Here is a 17522-nt window from a genome sequence, read left to right as displayed (position 1 = left end):
GGTGGAAGGGGTGCGGATTTATTGCGAGAGGACGTGAGCATGGACACTGGTACACTGGTAAGATTCCTTATCATGAGATTGCGTCTAGTTGGGTGTTGTAAGTTTAAGTAAATGTCTAGGCCGCCTTAACTGCAGAATTGTACGAAATCTTACGGAAGCGACACCATCCTCGGAGCTTGATCGATTTTTTTGGTTTGCGCCGACTGCGATGAGTCATTGTTTTTCTCCGCTTTCCCTATTCAGCGAGCATTATGACACAAGCCATTAAAATTTACGATACCACACTCCGCGACGGCACACAGGGCGAGGGTGTTTCTTTTACGGTAGCCGGTAAGATTCGAGTCGCCGAGAAATTGGATCAGTTTGGTATTGATTATATTGAAGGAGGCTGGCCTGGGTCAAATCCGCGTGATATGGCTTTCTTCGAGGAAGCTCAGAAGCTAAATCTGAAACATGCGAAGATTGCAGCTTTTGGTTCGACTCGTCGTGCCAGCTTGACTGCGGAGGAGGATCCACAGCTCCAATTGCTTTTGGATGCGAAGACTCCAGTCGTGACTATTTTTGGAAAAACTTGGCTTTTACATGTAGTTGAAATTTTGCGTACCACTGCGGAGGAGAATCTGAAGATGATTGAAGATTCGGTTCGTTTTTTGAAAGAAAATGGGCGTGAAGTTATTTATGATGCAGAGCACTTTTTTGACGGGTTTTGTGATAATCCGGACTATGCATTGCAGACTCTGGAAGCAGCTAAGCGAGGTGGGGCCATTAACCTGACTTTATGTGATACCAATGGTGGCAAGCTCGTTTCCGAAGTGAATGAGATTGTTGACCAAGTGGTGGCCCATTTTCCTGATACACCGATTGGTGTACATTGTCACAATGATTCCGGTCTGGGGGTCGCTGTGTCGCTGGCTGGAGTGGAATCGGGGGCGGCGTTGGTGCAAGGCACCATCAATGGGGTCGGTGAACGCAATGGTAATGGCAACCTAACCACGATTATCCCAAATTTAATTTTGAAAATGGGCAAGGAGCTAAACTGTGCGCCCAATCTGAAGCAACTGCGTGATCTGTCGCTCTTTGTGGATGAGATGGCGAACCGTGCCTCTGATAATTCTGCTCCTTTTGTAGGCCCGGCTGCTTTTGCGCATAAGGGAGGGGTGCACGCTGACGCGGCTGCAAAGGTGAAGCATAGTTACGAGCACATCGAGCCGGAATTGGTTGGTAATCGCACCCGTGTGTTGGTATCTGACATGTCTGGGCGCAGTAGCGTGATGATGAAGGCTAAGGAAATCGGGGTGGATTTAGACCCACGTTCTCCGGAGCTCAAAGAATTCCTTGCCGAGTTGAAAGAGCTTGAATTTCGAGGTTATGGGTATGAGGCTGCAGATGCTTCGTTTAAGTTGTTATTGAATCGCTTTCTGAAAGGTAAGAAAGAGGATTTTGAGTTAATCGGTTACCGTGTGATGGTCGGACATCAATCGTCCTTGAAGCGAACTGTTTCTGAAGCCACTGTCCAGGTGAAGATTGGTGATGAGATACATCATACCGTGGCTGAGGCCAATGGTCCAGTTGGAGCCTTGGATGATGCTTTGCGTAAGGCCATTGCTCCCGTCTTTCCAGAAATCATGGATGTGGAACTGATCGACTTCAAGGTGCGTATTTTAGATAGTCAACATGGTGCGGATGCGCTGATTCGCGTGCAAATCGAGTCGACGGATGGCCATGAAATCTGGGGCACTGTTGGGGCTAGTGATAATATTATCGAAGCGACCTGGGAGGCCTTAGTGGATTCGGTAGAATATAAAATTCTATTGGAGTCGGAGAAAGAGTCAAAGTAGTCGAAGCTGCGTAAACTACGTTACTTCGCGGAATCTGAGGGGAACGCTACCTTAAGTGGTAGGAGTCTCTGTTGCTCCACATCCCAGACTTTTAAGCTTAAGCAGCGTAGAATTTCTTTAGGATGTAATGTGGTGATACGGGGTGTTTGTAGCTCAGGTAGTTTCGCATACACTTCCGGCAGGCGGTAGAAGGGAATCTTCGCATTGAGGTGATGGATGTGGTGATAGCCGATGTTACCGGTCATGAAATTCATGACTGTGCCCATTTTGCAAAAGCTTGAGGAGTCCAATGCTGCCCCTTCGTAGGACCAACCTTCTTTATCTTTAAAGATGACCTGGGGGAAATTATGCTGTGCGTAGAATAAGTAGGAGCCGATGGCACCTGCGGTGAAGAAGGGTATAAATATCGTGAACGCCGCGAGTGTCCATCCGAGTGCGCTGATCACTAGTGTATAGAGTAGTGCGTGGACCAACAGGGCAATGAGCGAATCCCTATTAGCTTTCAAGTTATCCAGCATTGGGATGATACACATGCCCAAAATAAACACTGTAAAATACCCGCATAAGATGGTGACAGGGTGGCGCATGAGTAGGTATTTAAGCCGCTCTTTTTTGGTTGAGTTTTTATAGCGCTCACTCGTCATCACTGGGTATGAGCCAATGTGTGTGCTTCGAAGCTTTGAGTTGTGGTTGTGATGATGGTTGTGTGAGTGTTGCCAGATACAGCTGGGAGTCATGGCAAGGATGCCTCCTAGGCGCATGAGCCATTTGGCTAGTTTGGAATGGGGGAGGATTGCGTGATGTTGGTGGTCGTGATAGATCACAAACATGCGCACCATTAATAGGCCGAGTAGCACTGAGGCTGGAAGTCGTAGGTACCACATGGGGAGCCAAATAATAATGGCTGCGACGACTAGCATATATAGAATAGTCGATAGTATGTGGGCCCAGCTTTGGGCTGTGTTGTCTTTGGCAAATTCGCGCGTTGCCAGTATTAGAGTTTTTCCTGTTCTCATGATGTCCTTTGACGTGGATCCATCATGAAACAAGGCGTAATTGCCGAAGTTATACTTAGACGACTCGCTAAATGTGGAATTAGTAGGGAGCTTTTGCTATGCCTGTTTAACTCTGGCGAGTCTTAATGTTCGAGGATTTCTACTTCGTAACCATCCGGATCCGTGATAAAGGCCATTTTTTTGCCATCACTGAATTTTTCACGCCAGTTTGATGGCCAGAGATCCAAGGGGAGGTTGAGCCCCTCCAGCATTTCGCAATAAGCGATTATGTTGTCGACGCGAATGCAGGTATGTACCAGATCTTCCGGGACTTTGACTTCATAGTCTGGAGAGTAGGTTAGTTCTAGGTTGTGTGCACTGCCTGGTATCTGTAGGTGAGCGAGCTGATTGCCACTGGGGGATTTGTCGGTGCGTTTTAAAACTTTGAAGCCGCAAGTCTGGCAGTACCAATCGATTGATTTTTCGAGGTTGGAGACGCGAATACGGGTGTGGTCGAATGTGATTGGCATGTTATGTTGTGCTGTAGAATGTTAAATCGTTAATTGGAAGATTGCGATTACATCTATGCGCAACTTGCTTAAGATTCAACTTAAAGTTCCAGTTTGGGCAGCAGCTTTATTATTTTACAGGCTTCATACTACAGGCTTCGTACTATAGGCTTCGTACTATAGGCTTCGTACTACAGCCTTGGCCACGCCTTGAACAGTGAGCTCGTTGATTGGGTAGAGCTCTGGATAGAACTTGTTTTCAGCCTTTAAATAGGGAGGTTCACTGCCTCTTTGTATGTAGCGTTTGAGTGTGGTTTCGCCATCAATGAGCGCAGCCACGATATCTCCGTTGCGGGGATCACGCGGTTCTATGACTACCATGTCGCCTTCATAAATCTCTGCATCAACCATGCTATCCCCCCGAACTTGCAGGGCAAAACTGCGCCGTCGGCTCGAATAACCTGCGCTAGCAATGTCGACTTGTAAGCGGCCGATTTCTCCTGCTGGTTCGACGCGGTCGGGATAGCCTGCAGCGATATCACCCATAACAGGTATGTCCACAACTTCAGTTGCGTCTTCTGGGATCGCGTTCATTTCCGGTGCATCGGGGCGGTGGATACGAAATGTGCGTGCCTGCCCTGAGATGCGTTCGATAGCTTCCTTCTTTTCCAAGGCGCGTAGGTGCCCCATCACAGCGTTGGTGCTCTTGAAATTAAATTTCTCCTGAATCTCACGGATACTCGGCCAGTAGCCATTTCTCCATTCATAATGCTCGATAAAGGTGAGGATTTCCTGTTGGCGCGTTGTGAGATCTTTCATGGTGAGCACTTGTTTAGGTGAACAAGTGTCCATTGTCAAGTTTTAGGGTGCCTGTCCTGTTTGCCGCTGGAGGTTTTAAACTTGAATCAGCTTGTCTGCTAGAGCGCGTTCCAGTTCCTGAATCTGGTCAACATCATAAAGAGTTTCCAGGCGAGCAACTTTTAATTGTAGTGCTTGGGCTTTATCGAGTGAGGCCTGTAATGTGTGAGCTGTGCTCCATGGGATCTCCCTGAAAAGTTCGAGGAGGGGCGTCTTCATCGCGATTAAATAGTAGCCACCATCCTCACTGGGGCCGAATACGACGTCTTCTCCGGCCAGTAGTTGCCGCTCTGCTTCTTCTATATGCGATGCATTGAGCTGTGGGCAGTCGCCACCAATGCAGACGACGGATTTGGCGCCACGTTGAAAGGCTGCGGCGACTGCTTGTTCTAAGCGTTCACCCAAGGCACCTTCAAATTGAGGGTAGTACTTATTGTTTTGACCGAGCCAGGTCTGCATTTCTGCTTGCGCGTCGCGGGGGGTGTAATGAATTTCCAGTGGTGACTTTTTTGGCAGTGCAGTTAATTGACGCATGACCAAGGCACGGTAGGCGTGGAGCGCATCCGCAGCGCCGACTGCGTGTGCTAGTCGGGTTTTTACGTAGTTTCTGCGGGGTGCTTTCAGGAATATTAGGATCGTGGGCATCGTAATTAATTTCTAAGTCGAGGGTAGATGGACTTTCGTTCAACTGTAATGAGTCTCGACTACTTATAAAATTCCCTTGTCAGAGGTATGAGATACTGTAGCTAAATCAGGCATGAAAATTTGTTGCATTGGCGCAGGATACGTAGGTGGCCCCACGATGGCTATGATCGCACATCAGTGCAGTGAACATACTGTTACAGTCGTGGACATTAACCAAGCACGTATTGATGCTTGGAATTCCGAAAAATTACCGGTTTTTGAGCCAGGCCTCGACGAAATTGTGGCTGGAGCACGTGGTAAAAATTTATTTTTCTCCACTGATATCGATCAGGCGATTCGTGATGCGGAGATGATTTTCCTCAGTGTGAATACGCCAACGAAGACCTACGGGGTGGGTGCCGGGCGAGCTGCAGATTTGCGTTATATTGAAAAATGTGCGCGCAAGATTGCCGAAGTCGCAGAAAATGATAAGATTGTTGTGGAAAAGTCCACTCTTCCGGTACGCACGGCAGAATCGGTGAAGCGGATATTGGAATCGAATTCAAACGGGCGGAAATTTCAGATTTTGTCCAATCCGGAATTTCTGGCTGAAGGTACAGCCATGACTGACTTGCAGGCACCCGATCGTGTTTTGATCGGTGGTGATCAAACCCCAGAGGGGAAGCTGGCCATTCAGAAGCTGGTGGATGTATATGCGACGTGGGTGCCACGTGAGCGTGTGCTCACGACTAATTTATGGTCCTCGGAATTATCCAAACTGACCGCCAATGCGTTTTTAGCGCAGCGTATTTCTTCCATCAATGCGATATCAGCACTGTGTGAGGCAACCGAGGCCAATGTTGACGAGGTGGCTCATGCCATTGGCACGGATAGCCGGATTGGTCCTAAGTTTTTGAAGGCCTCTGTCGGTTTTGGTGGATCGTGTTTCCAGAAGGATATTCTCAATCTGGTTTATCTTTGTGAACATTTCGGATTGCCTGAGGTGGCGGCTTATTGGAACAGTGTGATCGAGATGAATGACTATCAGAAGCATCGCTTCAGTCATCGTGTCATTTCCGCAATGTTTAATACGGTTTCGGACAAGAAGATTGCGATTCTAGGCTTTGCCTTCAAGAAGGATACCAATGACACACGTGAGTCCGCCGCGATCTATGTTTGCCAGGACTTGTTGGATGAGCAGGCCAATCTCGCTATTTATGATCCAAAGGTTGAGGTCGAACAGATTCAACGTGATTTAGGTATCGACGCAGATCATCCCAACGTCAGTTACTGTAAGGATGCCTATGCCGCGACCCGGGATGCACATGCGATTTTGGTGCTGACTGAATGGGATGAATTTAAGGCGCTCGATTTTCAGAGAATTTATGATCAGATGCAGCTGCCTGCTTTCCTGTTTGACGGTCGTAATTTATTAGACTTGGAAGCTTTGCGTGAGATTGGTTTTGAGGCTAGCGGTATTGGCAAAGGCTAAACGAAACAGCGAATTACCCATTGCCACTCAGGTATTCCCTGTTTTGATTTACGATTTTATTCCCTAAATTATATCACTGTAGACTTATGATTGTTAAGCCACGTATTCGAGGATTTGTTTGTATTACTGCGCACCCCAAGGGATGCGAAGCCAAAGTTCGCCAGGAAATTGAAATTGCTCAAGCGGCCAAGATGTCCGGTGGCCCTAAGAAAGTTCTCGTTATTGGCAGTTCAACTGGCTACGGCCTCTCGACTCGGATTGCGTCTGCGTTCAGTCATGATGCCGCCACTTTGGGCGTGTTTTTTGAGCGTCCCTCAATCAAGGGTAAACCTGCCAGTGCCGGATGGTATAATTCCGTTGCTTTCGAAAAAGCTGCCCATGAGGTAGGTCTCTACGCTAAAAGTATCAATGGGGATGCGTTTTCCGATGAGATAAAGGCTCAAACGATTGAAATGATTAAGGCTGATCTGGGGCAGGTCGACCTTGTGGTTTATAGCCTAGCTTCACCGCGTCGTACTGACCCGAAGACGGGGGAGACATACAAGTCTGTATTGAAGCCGATCGGCGCACCTTTTACCAATCGCACGCTCGATACCGATAAGAATGAAGTTAACGAGGTCACCATCCAACCCGCTGAGGGCGACGATGTTGAGCATACCATAAAAGTTATGGGAGGCGAGGATTGGGAGTTATGGATGGAAGCATTGGATCAGGCTGGAGTGCTGGCACCGGGGGCCAAGAGTGTGGCATATTCTTATATTGGACCCGAGTTGACTTGGCCTGTATATACGAACGGTACGATTGGCCAAGCGAAGAAAGATGTGGAACGTGCTGCAGCGGCCATTACTGAAAAATACGATTGTGCGGCTTATGTTGCAGTGAATAAAGCTGTGGTTACGCAAGCGAGCTCTGCGATTCCTGTGGTGCCGCTTTATATTTCCATTCTCTTTAAAATCATGAAGGGCAAGGGCACACACGAAGATTGCATTGAGCAAATGGTGCGTTTGCTCAATGAGCGTCTTTATGGGGAGGATCTAGAATTGGATAGTGAGGGGCGTATCCGGGTAGATGATTGGGAAATGGAGCCGGACGTGCAGCAAGCGGTTGCCGATATCTGGCCAGGGATCAGCAGTGAGACGCTCTATGAGCAGTCTGATTACGCAGGCTACCAAAATAATTTTCTGTCACTTTTCGGTTTTGGTCTACCTGGTGTCGATTACGCAGAAGATGTAGAAGTCGATGTCGATTTGCCGAGTGCTGATAGATAGCGTTTGCTTTTGCCGCGGGGGCGGGCCTTACAGTTTTGGGGGTGCCTTGAGTATTTCTTGCTGCTTTTTCTTAATTGCAGATGGAGGCTGATGGTTGCTGTGGCTTGGGAATCTAGCACTCCTGGCAATGGCCTACTTAGCTTGTGAACAGAGTTGTTTTCTGAATTGGCATAGTATTTGCTTTGCGTTGGATATGTTTACTCAATGTATGCGATTATTTATGCGATGGCTCTCTATGATGCTTAGGTGTTTTGTGGCGGAGCAGCCCAAGCCAGCCTTTGTGCGAGTGCAAGTCCTCCGGAGTTTAAACGCGACACATTAAGTTTTATGGGATTGCAGCATAAACTGTTGTTCGTAACTGATTTAGATGCGACTTTGTTGGACCATACATACTCGTATGAGGCGGCTGGAGAAGCAATTGCCCGCTTACGTGAATTAGGGCTGCCTTTGGTTTTGAATTCAAGTAAGACGCTGGCGGAAATGGAGGATTTGGCCAAGGAATTAAAATTGGATTCACCTATCGTTGCGGAGAATGGAGGTTTACTAGCCATACAGGAAGAACGGGGAGGCAATTATACGGTAGAGATACATGGGGTGGCGCGTAGTGAGATCTTGAGCGCTGCACATCAATTGCGTCATGCGATGGGCTATCGTTTTGCAGGTTTTGCGGACTGGAGTGATCAAGAATTAGCTGAACGCACGGGGTTGACCGTTCAGCAAGCACAGCGTTCACGTTCGCGTCTTGCTACTGAACCCATTGTATGGAATGATACGGAGTTGCATCGCATTGCTTTTGCTGAGGCATTGGCAGTGGATGGAATACGCATGTTACGGGGGGGGCGCTTTTGGCACCTGATGGGAACAGCCGATAAAGCGGATGGTTTGACCGCAGTATTCGATTTTTTTAAAACGCAAGAGCCAACCGTGAATTGGATAGTGGTGGCATTAGGAGACAGTGCCAATGATACCGCAATGCTCGAAGCGGCTGACATTGCGGTAGTCATTCCGCATGCTGATGGCCCGCATATTACACCTCAGGCACCGCGGGTACTACAGGCTCCGTTTCCGACTTCCAAAGGTTGGAATGCGGCGGTGCTATCTATCCTAAACGAATACTGCTAAATACCTAATACTTAAACTAACTATGGGAGACTTTCATCAACACGGACTGATCACGACACTGCATCAGCTCAACAACCGTCCACTGGAAAAGCTTGAGGCGGATCTAATGCAATTTCGGAAGCGCCGGCCGATGGCCTTGGTACTGCCTTCACTGTATTCAGAACTAAAAATGCCGGCATTGAGTTCGATTGTAGACGAGCTCGCGGATGTGCCTTATTTAGATCAGATTGTGGTAGGTCTGGATCGTGCCAATGAGGCCGAGTACCGGCATGCTTTGGAGTTCTTTAGCCGTTTACCGCAACAACCGGAAGTGCTTTGGAATGATGGGCCTCGCTTGCGTAAGATCGATGCACTCTTAAAAGAAAAAGGCTTGGCCCCCAAGGAGATGGGGAAGGGGCGTAATGTTTGGTACATGTTCGGATATGTGCTGGCTGCTGGAAAGGCGCAGTCAGTCGCGCTGCACGATTGCGATATCACCACTTACAAGCGTGATATGTTGGCACGTCTCATATATCCAGTGGCAAATCCCTCCTTTAGCTATAAGTTTTGTAAGGGCTACTATGCACGTGTCGCCAATAACTCGATGAATGGGCGGGTGTGCCGATTGCTGGTGACGCCGCTGATACGTGCACTTAAGAAAGTTTGCGGAGCCAATGAATATTTAGATTATTTAGATAGTTTTCATTATCCATTGGCAGGTGAGTTCTCCATGCAACGCGATGTGATTGAAGATATTCGCATTCCTTCGGATTGGGGCTTGGAAATGGGCGTACTTTCCGAAATGCAACGCAATTACTCGACCAATCAGATTTGTCAGGTGGACGTCGCTGACACCTACGACCATAAGCACCAAGACCTCTCGCTGGAAGATCGCAGTCGTGGGCTATCGAAGATGAGTTGCGATATCACGAAGTCGCTCTATCGTAAGATGGCCACACAGGGGCAGGTCTTTTCACATGAGCATGTGCGCACGATTAAGGCGGCTTATTTCCGCATCGCGCTGGACTTGGTCGATAGCTATCATAGTGATGCCATGATTAATGGGCTGAAGTTTGACCGTCATACTGAGGGCTCGGCGGTGGAGGTCTTTGCCGAGAATATTCTCAATGCAGGCGAGGAGTTTTTAGATCCGAGCAAATCGATGGATGTGCCATTTATGCCGAGCTGGAAACGAGTCATTGCTGCTGTGCCCGATATTTTGCATCAACTTAAAGAGGCTGTGGAGGATGATCGACAAGAATTTGGCTCCGAGATTGTGGTTAACCCAGCATTACACCCTAAAACGCAGCGTGTGCGTCAGCGTGTTGCGTTGCATGTAAATGAAATTTACGGTGCCGATCAGGCTGAAGAAATTACCGATCATTTACTCGAAGCGGCTAATATGTCGGAACAAGTGGCGCCAGTCGCCTTGGGGACCAGTAAGTGGGATCAGTCGGACGTAATGATGATTACTTACGGGAATTCCATTATCAGCGAAGCGCGTAAGCCGCTGAGAGAGCTGAAGAATTTTCTTGTGCGTGATCTACGCGATACTCTGAGCGCTGTGCATGTGCTGCCCTTCAATCCTTATAGCTCGGATGATGGCTTCTCTGTCATTGATTATAAGGCAGTCGACAGCAATCTCGGGACCTGGGAAGACCTGCAGTCCATCGCAGAGGATTTTGATGTCATGGCTGATTTAGTGATTAATCACTGTTCCAGCCAATCGCGTTGGTTTCAGAATTTTCTTAAAGGCCGAGACCCTGGCCGTGATTATTTTATCGAAGGTACGGACTACGAAGATCTGTCTCAGGTGGTACGTCCACGAAGCACGCCATTATTGACTGAGGTAAAGACAGTGGATGGTGAGAAACATGTGTGGTGCACCTTCAGTGAGGATCAGGTGGATTTGAATTACAAAAATCCAGAGGTACTCTATGAAATCGTACGAATTATACGACATTACGTGGAGCAGGGGATTCGTTACTTTCGCTTGGATGCGATCGCTTTTTTGTGGAAGGAATCCGGGAGTAACTGTGTGCATTTACCACAGACGCATGAGTTAATCAAATTACTCCGTATTGTGATTGAGAATTTGGAGCCTTCCGCGGTCATCATTACAGAGACCAATGTGCCCAATCGCGAAAATTTAAGTTATTTTGGTAATGATAATGAAGCGCATTTAATTTATAACTTTTCACTGCCTCCCTTATTATTGAATTCGATTTTGAGTGGCAACTGTAAGCATTTAAAGACATGGATGATGTCGATGCCTCCAGCTCGGCGTGGTCGGGCCTATCTGAATTTTATCGCTTCACACGATGGCATTGGACTACGTCCCGCTGAGGGCTTGCTTTCGAGTGAGGAGTTAAATGATTTGGTCGAAAATATTCGCGAGAGTGGCGGCGAAATCTCGATGCGTCGCACACCAGAGGGGGACTTAACTCCTTACGAAGCGAACATATCGCTCTACAGTGCGATGGCTAAAACCATTGGCGGTGAAGCTGACAATCTACAAATGGCCCGCTTCCTGTGCGCGCATACCATCATGCTGGCTTTAGAGGGCTTGCCTGCCATTTATATTCACAGTTTACTGGGTACTGAAAATAATCGTGAAGGAATGGCACAAACGGGGCGTGCTCGAACTATCAATCGTTATCAGTGGCCTGTGGATGAGTTACAGGCGGCATTGGAAGATCATACTCGTCATCATCAGGCGGTCTTTTCTGAAATGAAACGGCTTATACAAATTCGTCGTAAACAATCAGCCCTGCATCCGAATGCAACTCAATACACGCTACACTTCTCCGATCAAGTATTTGCATTTTGGCGCGAGAGTCTCAACCGCGATCAATCACTATTTGCCTTGAATAATGTGTCTGCTGAAAAACAGACCATACCATTGGTGGAATTGAACCTCATCGCGACCGAGTCATGGTGTGACCTGATTAGTGGTCAAACTTACAGTGATCTAGAAGGTGAGATTGTGCTGGAGCCATACAGCTGCGTGTGGATTTCAAACAAGGTATAGTCATCCATTACACGGATCGTTGATCCTTGTCTGGGATTGGTATGAATGCTTGCGAGAGATAGCGATTGCCTTTGAGGAAATTCCCTAGACGCTTCGCGCTCTTATGAAAAAAACTTTTCCGCTCACTCACTCCAAAATCCATCCTGAACGCTTGGTCGATTCGATTCGTGCGGAGGTGAATAAGTATCTTAAGCGTGAACGTAACAAGAAGCTACCGGAGGGACAGGATTTTTGGGATTTTGACTGCAAGGCTGGTATTACTGCTGATTCTGCGGTCGAAGTACATGTGAGTGCGCTTTCACGGGCGATTGGGCAGGCTTTGACCGATGGAGGGGAAACCGTTTACGTGGAAGTGATCTCCAAGGCGGCCAAACGTCAGAAAAAGTCAGAACAAGGCGCCTAGCCTGGCAGCTTACGCTGTGACTGACTGAATGAATGCTGCCGGATCTGTTGCTTTGAAAAATGCTGTGCCTGCTACGAGTGTATCAGCTCCGCGTTGCGTGCAGAGTGGAGCCGTTTCTAAATCTACGCCGCCGTCTATTTCTAAGCGGTAATCGAGACCCAGTTCCTTACGCCAACGATCAAATTGTTCGATCTTTGGTAAGACATCGTGCCGAAAGCTCTGGCCTCCAAATCCCGGTTGTACGGTCATTAGGAGCACGATATCACATGCACTTAGGAATTCTTTAGCATCTTCAGCTGGGGTGTCTGGATTGAGCACTACGCCGCATTTGCAGCCTTTTGATTTGATATAGGCGAGGGTGTCAGCCACAGGGTAGTCGGGCTCGACGTGAATCGTAATCTGTTGAGCACCTGCATCAAGGAAGGCATCGATGTAAAGATGGGGATTATCCAGCATTAAATGAACATCGAAGAAGAGCGTCGAGTCGGGACGCATGGCTTTAATCGTTTGTGGACCGAAGCTTAGGTTCGGCACGAAATGGCCATCCATAATGTCGAGGTGCACCCATTCAAGTGCCGCATCTTCAATGGTTTTTAAACTGCTGCGCAGATTGGCATGATCCCCCGCCAGGATAGACGGTGCGAGTAGAGTTGGATGTGGGCTAGGCATGCATTTGATTGAGTGCGAAAAGTTATTATACGCAAAATGATAATCAACGAAAGAGATTCTTTTCCTGCAGTTATTGTTCTTATAATTGCGAATCCCTTAGCCATCACAGCTAAGGGATCCATTGTTGCATATGCGGGCCCGTAAACCTCCAAAACCTTTGAGTGCTTCATGCACGCCAGGGGCCACGGCTTCGTCCATCCAATAGCAGGGGCGGCATTCCTCGCTGCCTTCGAATTCGACTCCTTGCAAGGTGAAGCGTTTGCCGATCAGTGTGTTGAGGTCGACTCCTGAGGTTAAGACATTACGCCGGAACCAGGCGGGGTCGAGCTCGGGGCAGTTGAAATCCTTGCGGATACGCAGATAGACGGCCCAATCGAAGAAGGTGATTTGGCCCTTGTAGTCTTCTTTGTGGTTGAAATAGCGATCACCGACGAGCCCAGATCCCGCGACACAGTCCACGGTATCGACTTTTTGGATGCCGTGGTTGAGACGGCCTTTTCCATGGCGACCAACGAAGTCGTGACCAGTTGAAATGTAGATAGCTTGGATTTTCATGTGGGCTCAGGGATGTGTTTGATGCGGATGCTCTAGGTTCTTTGGGTCAGCACATCCGCAGTGGTTACTTTCGATCCAGGCCTGGGTGTCGTCGGTGTAGATTTCCTTTTTCCAGATCGGGAGTCGGTGTTTAACGTTGTCGATGATATAACGACATGCGAGAAAGGTGTCGCCACGGTGATGAGCAGTTACGCCCACCCAAACCGCGATGTCTCCAGTGGTGAGTGCTCCGGTGCGATGCACCACAGCTGCGTCTTCGATATGAAATTTTTCTTTGGCCTCTTTGAGTATTGTATTCGCAATACTCGGGGCGAGTTGCGGGTAGCCACTGTAGTGAAGTTCTTTGACTACTTTACCTTCGTTATGGTTACGCACCCAGCCTTCGTAGCTGCAGTAAGCGCCTGCTGAGAGTGAGAGCAGTTTTCGGCGTAAGCTGGTGGGCTCGATGGCTTGGTCTGTGAGATGAAAATTCATTATGAATGGGGCAGTGCAAATGGAGAATCAACCGCCAGTCATGGGAGGTAGAAAGGCGATTGAGTCGCCGTCCTTTAGTTCGGTGCTGTGTGCTGATAGTTGGTGGTTGATCGCTACTTGCAAATGCTTGAACTCGTGCGGGAAATTGTAGCTGTGTTTCAAGTTGGCGTAAAGTTCGGCGGGGGAATTGTGGTCGATGCTGCGGGATTCTTCAGTTTTTCCGGCTAAGTCGGCGAGTTGCGCGAAGTATAATATATGGATTTGCATGATAGAGTCGAAGGGATTGAGGGGTGGACGGGGACGCGTGTTTATGTGGTGAATTCGCCCCGGGTTTGTTGGTATTCTTCGGTGGTGTTGACATTATCGAGACTGCGGGGATCGTCTTGTTGCACCAGCGACGCTTCTTTAACGATGAGTAGTTTACGCGGGCAACATTTACCGAGTTTCTGTGATAGAGCCAAGAGTGCGGTATCGCTGCCTGCGGGATAGATCGCGCAGAGTGGCTCGGGCAAGCCGTCGTGGCTACTGCGATAGGCCGTGAGTTGGGGCGCTTGCTGTTGGAAGGCAGCAATGAGTTTCTCCAAGGTAGCGGTTTTCAAATAGGGGAGGTCGCAGGCCAGCACCAGCCAGTGCGCGTCCGGATGCGTGTGCATGGCTGAGAGGATGCCGCAGAGTGGCCCCTTAACGTGCTCAAGCTGATCGTAAATGGCAGTGGTGCCTGCGGGTGTAGCAAAGGCTTGCTCCAAGCGTTGAGAAATAAAGACCTGCGAGCAGACGCTTTGTAGCAGCGCGGCGGTGCGTTCGAGTTGTGTCGGGCCTGAACCGTAGCGGAGCAGTGCCTTGTCGCGCCCCATGCGCTGACTCTGGCCACCGACCAGGACGAGTCCGTAAATTGGGTGAGTCATCAGTGTATGGACGGCGTTAAGCTGTCGGGTTTAAGTGATAGTCGGATTTGCCGCCGGTCTTTTCGACCAGACGGGTGGATTCGATCACGATGTTTTTGGAGGCCGCTTTGCACATATCATACAGTGTCAGCGCGGCACCGCTGGCGGCGGTGAGGGCTTCCATCTCGACGCCAGTCTGGTCCAGCACTTTGACTCTTGCTTCGATCCGTAAGCGCGCCTCATCGACTGGAGTGATCTCAATTTTGACCGACTTGAGGTTGAGTGGATGGCAAAATGGGATCAGCTCGGAGGTCTTTTTGGCGGCCATGGTGCCAGCGATGATAGCAGTATCCAAGATGGGACCTTTTTTGCTACTCCAGCCGGCTTCAGCGAAGGCAGACATGATCTCGCTGCCGAGATAAACATAGCATTCAGCGATGGCCGTGCGCTGCGTGGCCGTTTTGGCGGAAACGTCCACCATGGTGGGACGTTGGTCTTTGTCGATATGGGTAAATTCCATGCCTAGAGTTTCTAATACCAGGGGTGAAAGTCGAAGCTTTTGCCAGTCGGATAGCCTTTTTCCTGAGTCGGGGGCAGTTCGATATAGCCGTCGCTTTGTAGGATACGAACGAGATCGCCTGAATTGTTGGCAGGTTGGGCAGAGGCGATGTTGTTGGCCTTGCGACTGACTGGTAGGAAGATCGTGATATCGTCGCGGGCTTTGACCGGAGCTTCGAGGCTGAGCTGTGGGGGAATTGGGGAGCTGTCTTGTCCCATAAAATGGTCGAGCGCTGGGAGCACATATTGGTGCCAGCAGGTAAGCGTCGAGAGCGGGTTACCCGGGAGGGTGAACACTGCGCACTCGGGATGGCTCCAGAAACCCAGTGGTTTGCCAGGTTTTTGGGCAACACCGTGAAACTGACAGTGCAGCCCGAGTGCGTCCAAGGCTGCGGGAATGTAGTCTTTTTTTCCCATTGAAATGCCACCACTGAGAATGATCAGGTCATGTTGAGCGATGAGAGCCTGGAGTTGCGCTTGGCAGGCGTTCGGTTCGTCGGGCAAGTGGGCTAACTGAGCTGCAGGCAGATCGCGGCGCTTGAGTGCCGCATCGATCATTAAATCGTTGGAGCGGCGGATCTGGTGGGCGGCTGGGGTGGCTGTGATATCGACCAATTCATCGCCTGTGCTGACGACTGCGATGGATGGCTTTTCCGATACCAAGAGTGTTTTGCAGCCACAGCTGGCTGCGACGGCGATCTCGCGTGAGCCGATGCAAATACCTGGTGCGAGCAGCACTTCGCCGATGGGACGGTCGCTGGCATATGCGTGAATGAAATCGCCTGCCGCATGGTCCTTGCGATTGATGACTTGCATATGTGTCTCGTCGATTTGGCGGGTGACTTCGTATGGAACGACGCAGTCCGCATCGCTCGGAACGACGGCACCAGTCATGATTTCGGCGCAAACACCAGGCTCATTGCCTAAGGTCAACTCGGGCGCGCCTGCGGGCGCTTGGGCAATGATCTTGAAAGTGCCGCTCGCGTCGATCTCAGCAGTGCGGATTGCGTAGCCGTCCATCATCGAGCGGTTGAAAGGCGGGAAGGGGCGATCCGCGCTGACTCGTTCGCGTAGAATGCGCCCTGCGCATTGGCTGATGGGGCAGGCCACTGACGGCAATTTTTTGAGTGTCGCCAAGATAATATCTTTGGCTCGTCGGGGCGTGATCAATTCTCTCATTCTATTTTTGATTAAGTCGAAGTTCGATTCGCGGGGAAGTTCGAATTTGGGTCGAGTTTAGGATGAATACGTATTTGACCGCTAGGCGCTGCGCAGGGTTCAGGGTGAACGCTGCTACTTTTAAGATTATTTGTAGGCCATCGCGATTAATTCTTTTAGCCGTTCTATTTCGGCACTGGATGTTTTGGCTATAAAGCCGCGGGCATGGGTGAAGTGAACGTCGTTTTCGGCCTCGAGTTGGGTAAACTCCATGCGTGTGTCATCATTAAAGCGACGCATGCCATAGCCTGTGCCCCGACTGTCAGGGTAAATGAGTGCGAGCACTTCCTCTTCCAAGCCGAGCTTCTCAACATGATAGCCCAAGCCTGCCGATGCTTCGTCTGGCATGGGATCGGTGCGTGGCATGAAGAGTGCCTTAAAACTGTCAAATTCCCAGACTTCCGCATGCTCTGCCACGAAGTCTAGGCGGCTGCGTAAATTCGTAATATAATCGACTGTGTCTTGGCCGATCATGCGCATGATCTCCCAGATCGGCTCGCCGGGCTTATGCTCGCTCTGACTTGCGAAACGGCGCAGAATCGTGATGTCGAGCGGTGAGTTGAGCTTGCCTAGGGTGTCGCGATCCATTCCCAACCACGCGGCGGTATCAACGGGGCCGCGGCAATCAAACCACTCTGCGACTTCCAGCCAGCTACAAAACTCGCGCGCATCTTCGTAAATTCCCATGTGCTGTAGCACCAGCGAGAGGGCGCAGGTGGGCACATGGTCACGCGGAAATTGATGGTGGTCGAAATTATGCAGCTCCGCATTATGCTGATGCCCGATGTCGAGCACCGCCACAGCTGGATCGCAGAGGTCTGTCTCAGTGGGATCGCGGCGTTCAATCGCTACGGGAGCCTGTGTGAGTAGTACCGCACAGGCTAGAAAGTCGTCTTTATGGGCACCGCCCGGATGTGTGATTATCTTTGATAACATATGCGGAGGTTTTCACTTCCGGCGCAGGTGTCGAATGTAAACGTAGGGGCGTCATTTATGACATCCGCGTCGGACGAGCGCTGGATGGAGCGCAACTTGTCATCCGAAT

The 17522-nt window shown here is 49.7% G+C and carries 18 protein-coding genes; 6 read left to right on the top strand and 12 right to left on the bottom strand.

Features of this window, described 5'->3' with window-relative positions; genetic code table 11:
* Window positions 1-251: 251 nt before the first annotated feature.
* The gene (cimA, locus tag QEH59_RS11630; protein WP_308985544.1) at window positions 252-1838 is read left to right on the top strand and encodes a citramalate synthase; all 1587 of its coding nucleotides are present in this window, start codon (window positions 252-254) and stop codon (window positions 1836-1838) included.
* A gap of 20 nt (window positions 1839-1858) precedes the next feature.
* Here the strand turns inward: cimA and QEH59_RS11625 are convergent, their stop codons facing one another.
* The 4 genes from QEH59_RS11625 to QEH59_RS11610 form a co-directional block, all read right to left on the bottom strand.
* Entirely contained in the window at window positions 1859-2854 is a 996-nt protein-coding gene (locus tag QEH59_RS11625) for a fatty acid desaturase family protein (RefSeq protein WP_308985543.1), read from the bottom strand.
* A 122-nt stretch (window positions 2855-2976) separates the two neighbouring features.
* Window positions 2977-3363 (bottom strand): VOC family protein, encoded by a 387-nt coding sequence (locus QEH59_RS11620; RefSeq protein ID WP_308985542.1) that lies wholly within the window; start codon window positions 3361-3363, stop codon window positions 2977-2979.
* A gap of 156 nt (window positions 3364-3519) precedes the next feature.
* Window positions 3520-4161 carry a transcriptional repressor LexA gene (gene lexA, locus QEH59_RS11615; protein ID WP_308985541.1) on the bottom strand — a complete coding sequence of 214 codons (642 nt, stop codon included), beginning with the start codon at window positions 4159-4161 and terminating at the stop codon, window positions 3520-3522.
* Between the two features lie 75 nt (window positions 4162-4236).
* Window positions 4237-4845, bottom strand: coding sequence for a TIGR04282 family arsenosugar biosynthesis glycosyltransferase (locus QEH59_RS11610; protein WP_308985540.1), 609 nt, complete (start codon window positions 4843-4845; stop codon window positions 4237-4239).
* 112 nt (window positions 4846-4957) lie between these two features.
* Here QEH59_RS11610 and QEH59_RS11605 point away from each other — a divergent pair, with 112 nt between their 5' ends.
* The 5 genes from QEH59_RS11605 (at window position 4958) to QEH59_RS11585 (ending at window position 12119) form a co-directional block, all read left to right on the top strand.
* Entirely contained in the window at window positions 4958-6316 is a 1359-nt protein-coding gene (locus QEH59_RS11605; RefSeq protein ID WP_308985539.1) for a UDP-glucose 6-dehydrogenase, read from the top strand.
* An 86-nt stretch (window positions 6317-6402) separates the two neighbouring features.
* Window positions 6403-7584, top strand: a complete 1182-nt coding sequence (gene fabV / locus QEH59_RS11600) for an enoyl-ACP reductase FabV (RefSeq protein ID WP_308985538.1) — start codon at window positions 6403-6405, stop codon at window positions 7582-7584.
* Between the two features lie 327 nt (window positions 7585-7911).
* Complete coding sequence (locus tag QEH59_RS11595; protein ID WP_308985537.1) at window positions 7912-8706, top strand: HAD-IIB family hydrolase; 795 nt, start codon at window positions 7912-7914, stop codon at window positions 8704-8706.
* A gap of 22 nt (window positions 8707-8728) precedes the next feature.
* Entirely contained in the window at window positions 8729-11716 is a 2988-nt protein-coding gene (locus tag QEH59_RS11590; RefSeq protein ID WP_308985536.1) for an alpha-amylase family glycosyl hydrolase, read from the top strand.
* Between the two features lie 103 nt (window positions 11717-11819).
* Window positions 11820-12119 (top strand): DUF6172 family protein, encoded by a 300-nt coding sequence (locus QEH59_RS11585; protein ID WP_308985535.1) that lies wholly within the window; start codon window positions 11820-11822, stop codon window positions 12117-12119.
* 9 nt (window positions 12120-12128) lie between these two features.
* On the opposite strand, the gene rpe is transcribed toward QEH59_RS11585, so the two are convergent.
* From rpe to QEH59_RS11545, 8 genes are all read right to left on the bottom strand, one after another.
* A complete protein-coding gene (rpe, locus tag QEH59_RS11580; protein WP_308985534.1) occupies window positions 12129-12788 on the bottom strand; it encodes a ribulose-phosphate 3-epimerase in 660 nt (219 codons plus the stop codon).
* A gap of 96 nt (window positions 12789-12884) precedes the next feature.
* Window positions 12885-13343: an MOSC domain-containing protein gene (locus QEH59_RS11575; protein WP_308985533.1), complete on the bottom strand. Its 459-nt coding sequence runs from the start codon at window positions 13341-13343 to the stop codon at window positions 12885-12887.
* Window positions 13344-13349: 6 nt separating this feature from the next.
* A complete protein-coding gene (locus QEH59_RS11570; RefSeq protein WP_308985532.1) occupies window positions 13350-13817 on the bottom strand; it encodes a molybdenum cofactor biosynthesis protein MoaE in 468 nt (155 codons plus the stop codon).
* Window positions 13818-13844: 27 nt separating this feature from the next.
* Window positions 13845-14084 (bottom strand): MoaD/ThiS family protein, encoded by a 240-nt coding sequence (locus QEH59_RS11565; RefSeq protein ID WP_308985531.1) that lies wholly within the window; start codon window positions 14082-14084, stop codon window positions 13845-13847.
* A gap of 41 nt (window positions 14085-14125) precedes the next feature.
* Window positions 14126-14722 carry an NTP transferase domain-containing protein gene (locus tag QEH59_RS11560; protein WP_308985530.1) on the bottom strand — a complete coding sequence of 199 codons (597 nt, stop codon included), beginning with the start codon at window positions 14720-14722 and terminating at the stop codon, window positions 14126-14128.
* Window positions 14723-14738: 16 nt separating this feature from the next.
* Window positions 14739-15221 (bottom strand): cyclic pyranopterin monophosphate synthase MoaC, encoded by a 483-nt coding sequence (moaC, locus tag QEH59_RS11555; RefSeq protein WP_308985529.1) that lies wholly within the window; start codon window positions 15219-15221, stop codon window positions 14739-14741.
* 11 nt (window positions 15222-15232) lie between these two features.
* Complete coding sequence (locus QEH59_RS11550; RefSeq protein ID WP_308985528.1) at window positions 15233-16438, bottom strand: molybdopterin molybdotransferase MoeA; 1206 nt, start codon at window positions 16436-16438, stop codon at window positions 15233-15235.
* Between the two features lie 126 nt (window positions 16439-16564).
* Window positions 16565-17413 carry an MYG1 family protein gene (locus QEH59_RS11545; protein WP_308985527.1) on the bottom strand — a complete coding sequence of 283 codons (849 nt, stop codon included), beginning with the start codon at window positions 17411-17413 and terminating at the stop codon, window positions 16565-16567.
* Between the last annotated feature and the right edge of the window lie 109 nt (window positions 17414-17522).

The organism is Thalassobacterium sedimentorum (assembly GCF_031127905.1).
Taxonomy (GTDB): domain Bacteria; phylum Verrucomicrobiota; class Verrucomicrobiia; order Opitutales; family Coraliomargaritaceae; genus Thalassobacterium; species Thalassobacterium sedimentorum.
The sequence above is the reverse complement of the archived record's forward strand: the minus strand, read 5'-3'. Positions and strand labels throughout refer to the sequence as shown.

Bases quoted from the DNA above. Each gene is read 5' to 3' on its own strand.
- cimA (WP_308985544.1), top strand. From the start codon at position 252: ATGACACAAGCCATTAAAATTTACGATACCACACTCCGCGACGGCACA.
- QEH59_RS11625 (WP_308985543.1), bottom strand. From the start codon at position 2,854: ATGAGAACAGGAAAAACTCTAATACTGGCAACGCGCGAATTTGCCAAA.
- QEH59_RS11620 (WP_308985542.1), bottom strand. From the start codon at position 3,363: ATGCCAATCACATTCGACCACACCCGTATTCGCGTCTCCAACCTCGAA.
- lexA (WP_308985541.1), bottom strand. From the start codon at position 4,161: ATGAAAGATCTCACAACGCGCCAACAGGAAATCCTCACCTTTATCGAG.
- QEH59_RS11610 (WP_308985540.1), bottom strand. From the start codon at position 4,845: ATGCCCACGATCCTAATATTCCTGAAAGCACCCCGCAGAAACTACGTA.
- QEH59_RS11605 (WP_308985539.1), top strand. From the start codon at position 4,958: ATGAAAATTTGTTGCATTGGCGCAGGATACGTAGGTGGCCCCACGATG.
- fabV (WP_308985538.1), top strand. From the start codon at position 6,403: ATGATTGTTAAGCCACGTATTCGAGGATTTGTTTGTATTACTGCGCAC.
- QEH59_RS11595 (WP_308985537.1), top strand. From the start codon at position 7,912: ATGGGATTGCAGCATAAACTGTTGTTCGTAACTGATTTAGATGCGACT.
- QEH59_RS11590 (WP_308985536.1), top strand. From the start codon at position 8,729: ATGGGAGACTTTCATCAACACGGACTGATCACGACACTGCATCAGCTC.
- QEH59_RS11585 (WP_308985535.1), top strand. From the start codon at position 11,820: ATGAAAAAAACTTTTCCGCTCACTCACTCCAAAATCCATCCTGAACGC.
- rpe (WP_308985534.1), bottom strand. From the start codon at position 12,788: ATGCCTAGCCCACATCCAACTCTACTCGCACCGTCTATCCTGGCGGGG.
- QEH59_RS11575 (WP_308985533.1), bottom strand. From the start codon at position 13,343: ATGAAAATCCAAGCTATCTACATTTCAACTGGTCACGACTTCGTTGGT.
- QEH59_RS11570 (WP_308985532.1), bottom strand. From the start codon at position 13,817: ATGAATTTTCATCTCACAGACCAAGCCATCGAGCCCACCAGCTTACGC.
- QEH59_RS11565 (WP_308985531.1), bottom strand. From the start codon at position 14,084: ATGCAAATCCATATATTATACTTCGCGCAACTCGCCGACTTAGCCGGA.
- QEH59_RS11560 (WP_308985530.1), bottom strand. From the start codon at position 14,722: ATGACTCACCCAATTTACGGACTCGTCCTGGTCGGTGGCCAGAGTCAG.
- moaC (WP_308985529.1), bottom strand. From the start codon at position 15,221: ATGGAATTTACCCATATCGACAAAGACCAACGTCCCACCATGGTGGAC.
- QEH59_RS11550 (WP_308985528.1), bottom strand. From the start codon at position 16,438: ATGAGAGAATTGATCACGCCCCGACGAGCCAAAGATATTATCTTGGCG.
- QEH59_RS11545 (WP_308985527.1), bottom strand. From the start codon at position 17,413: ATGTTATCAAAGATAATCACACATCCGGGCGGTGCCCATAAAGACGAC.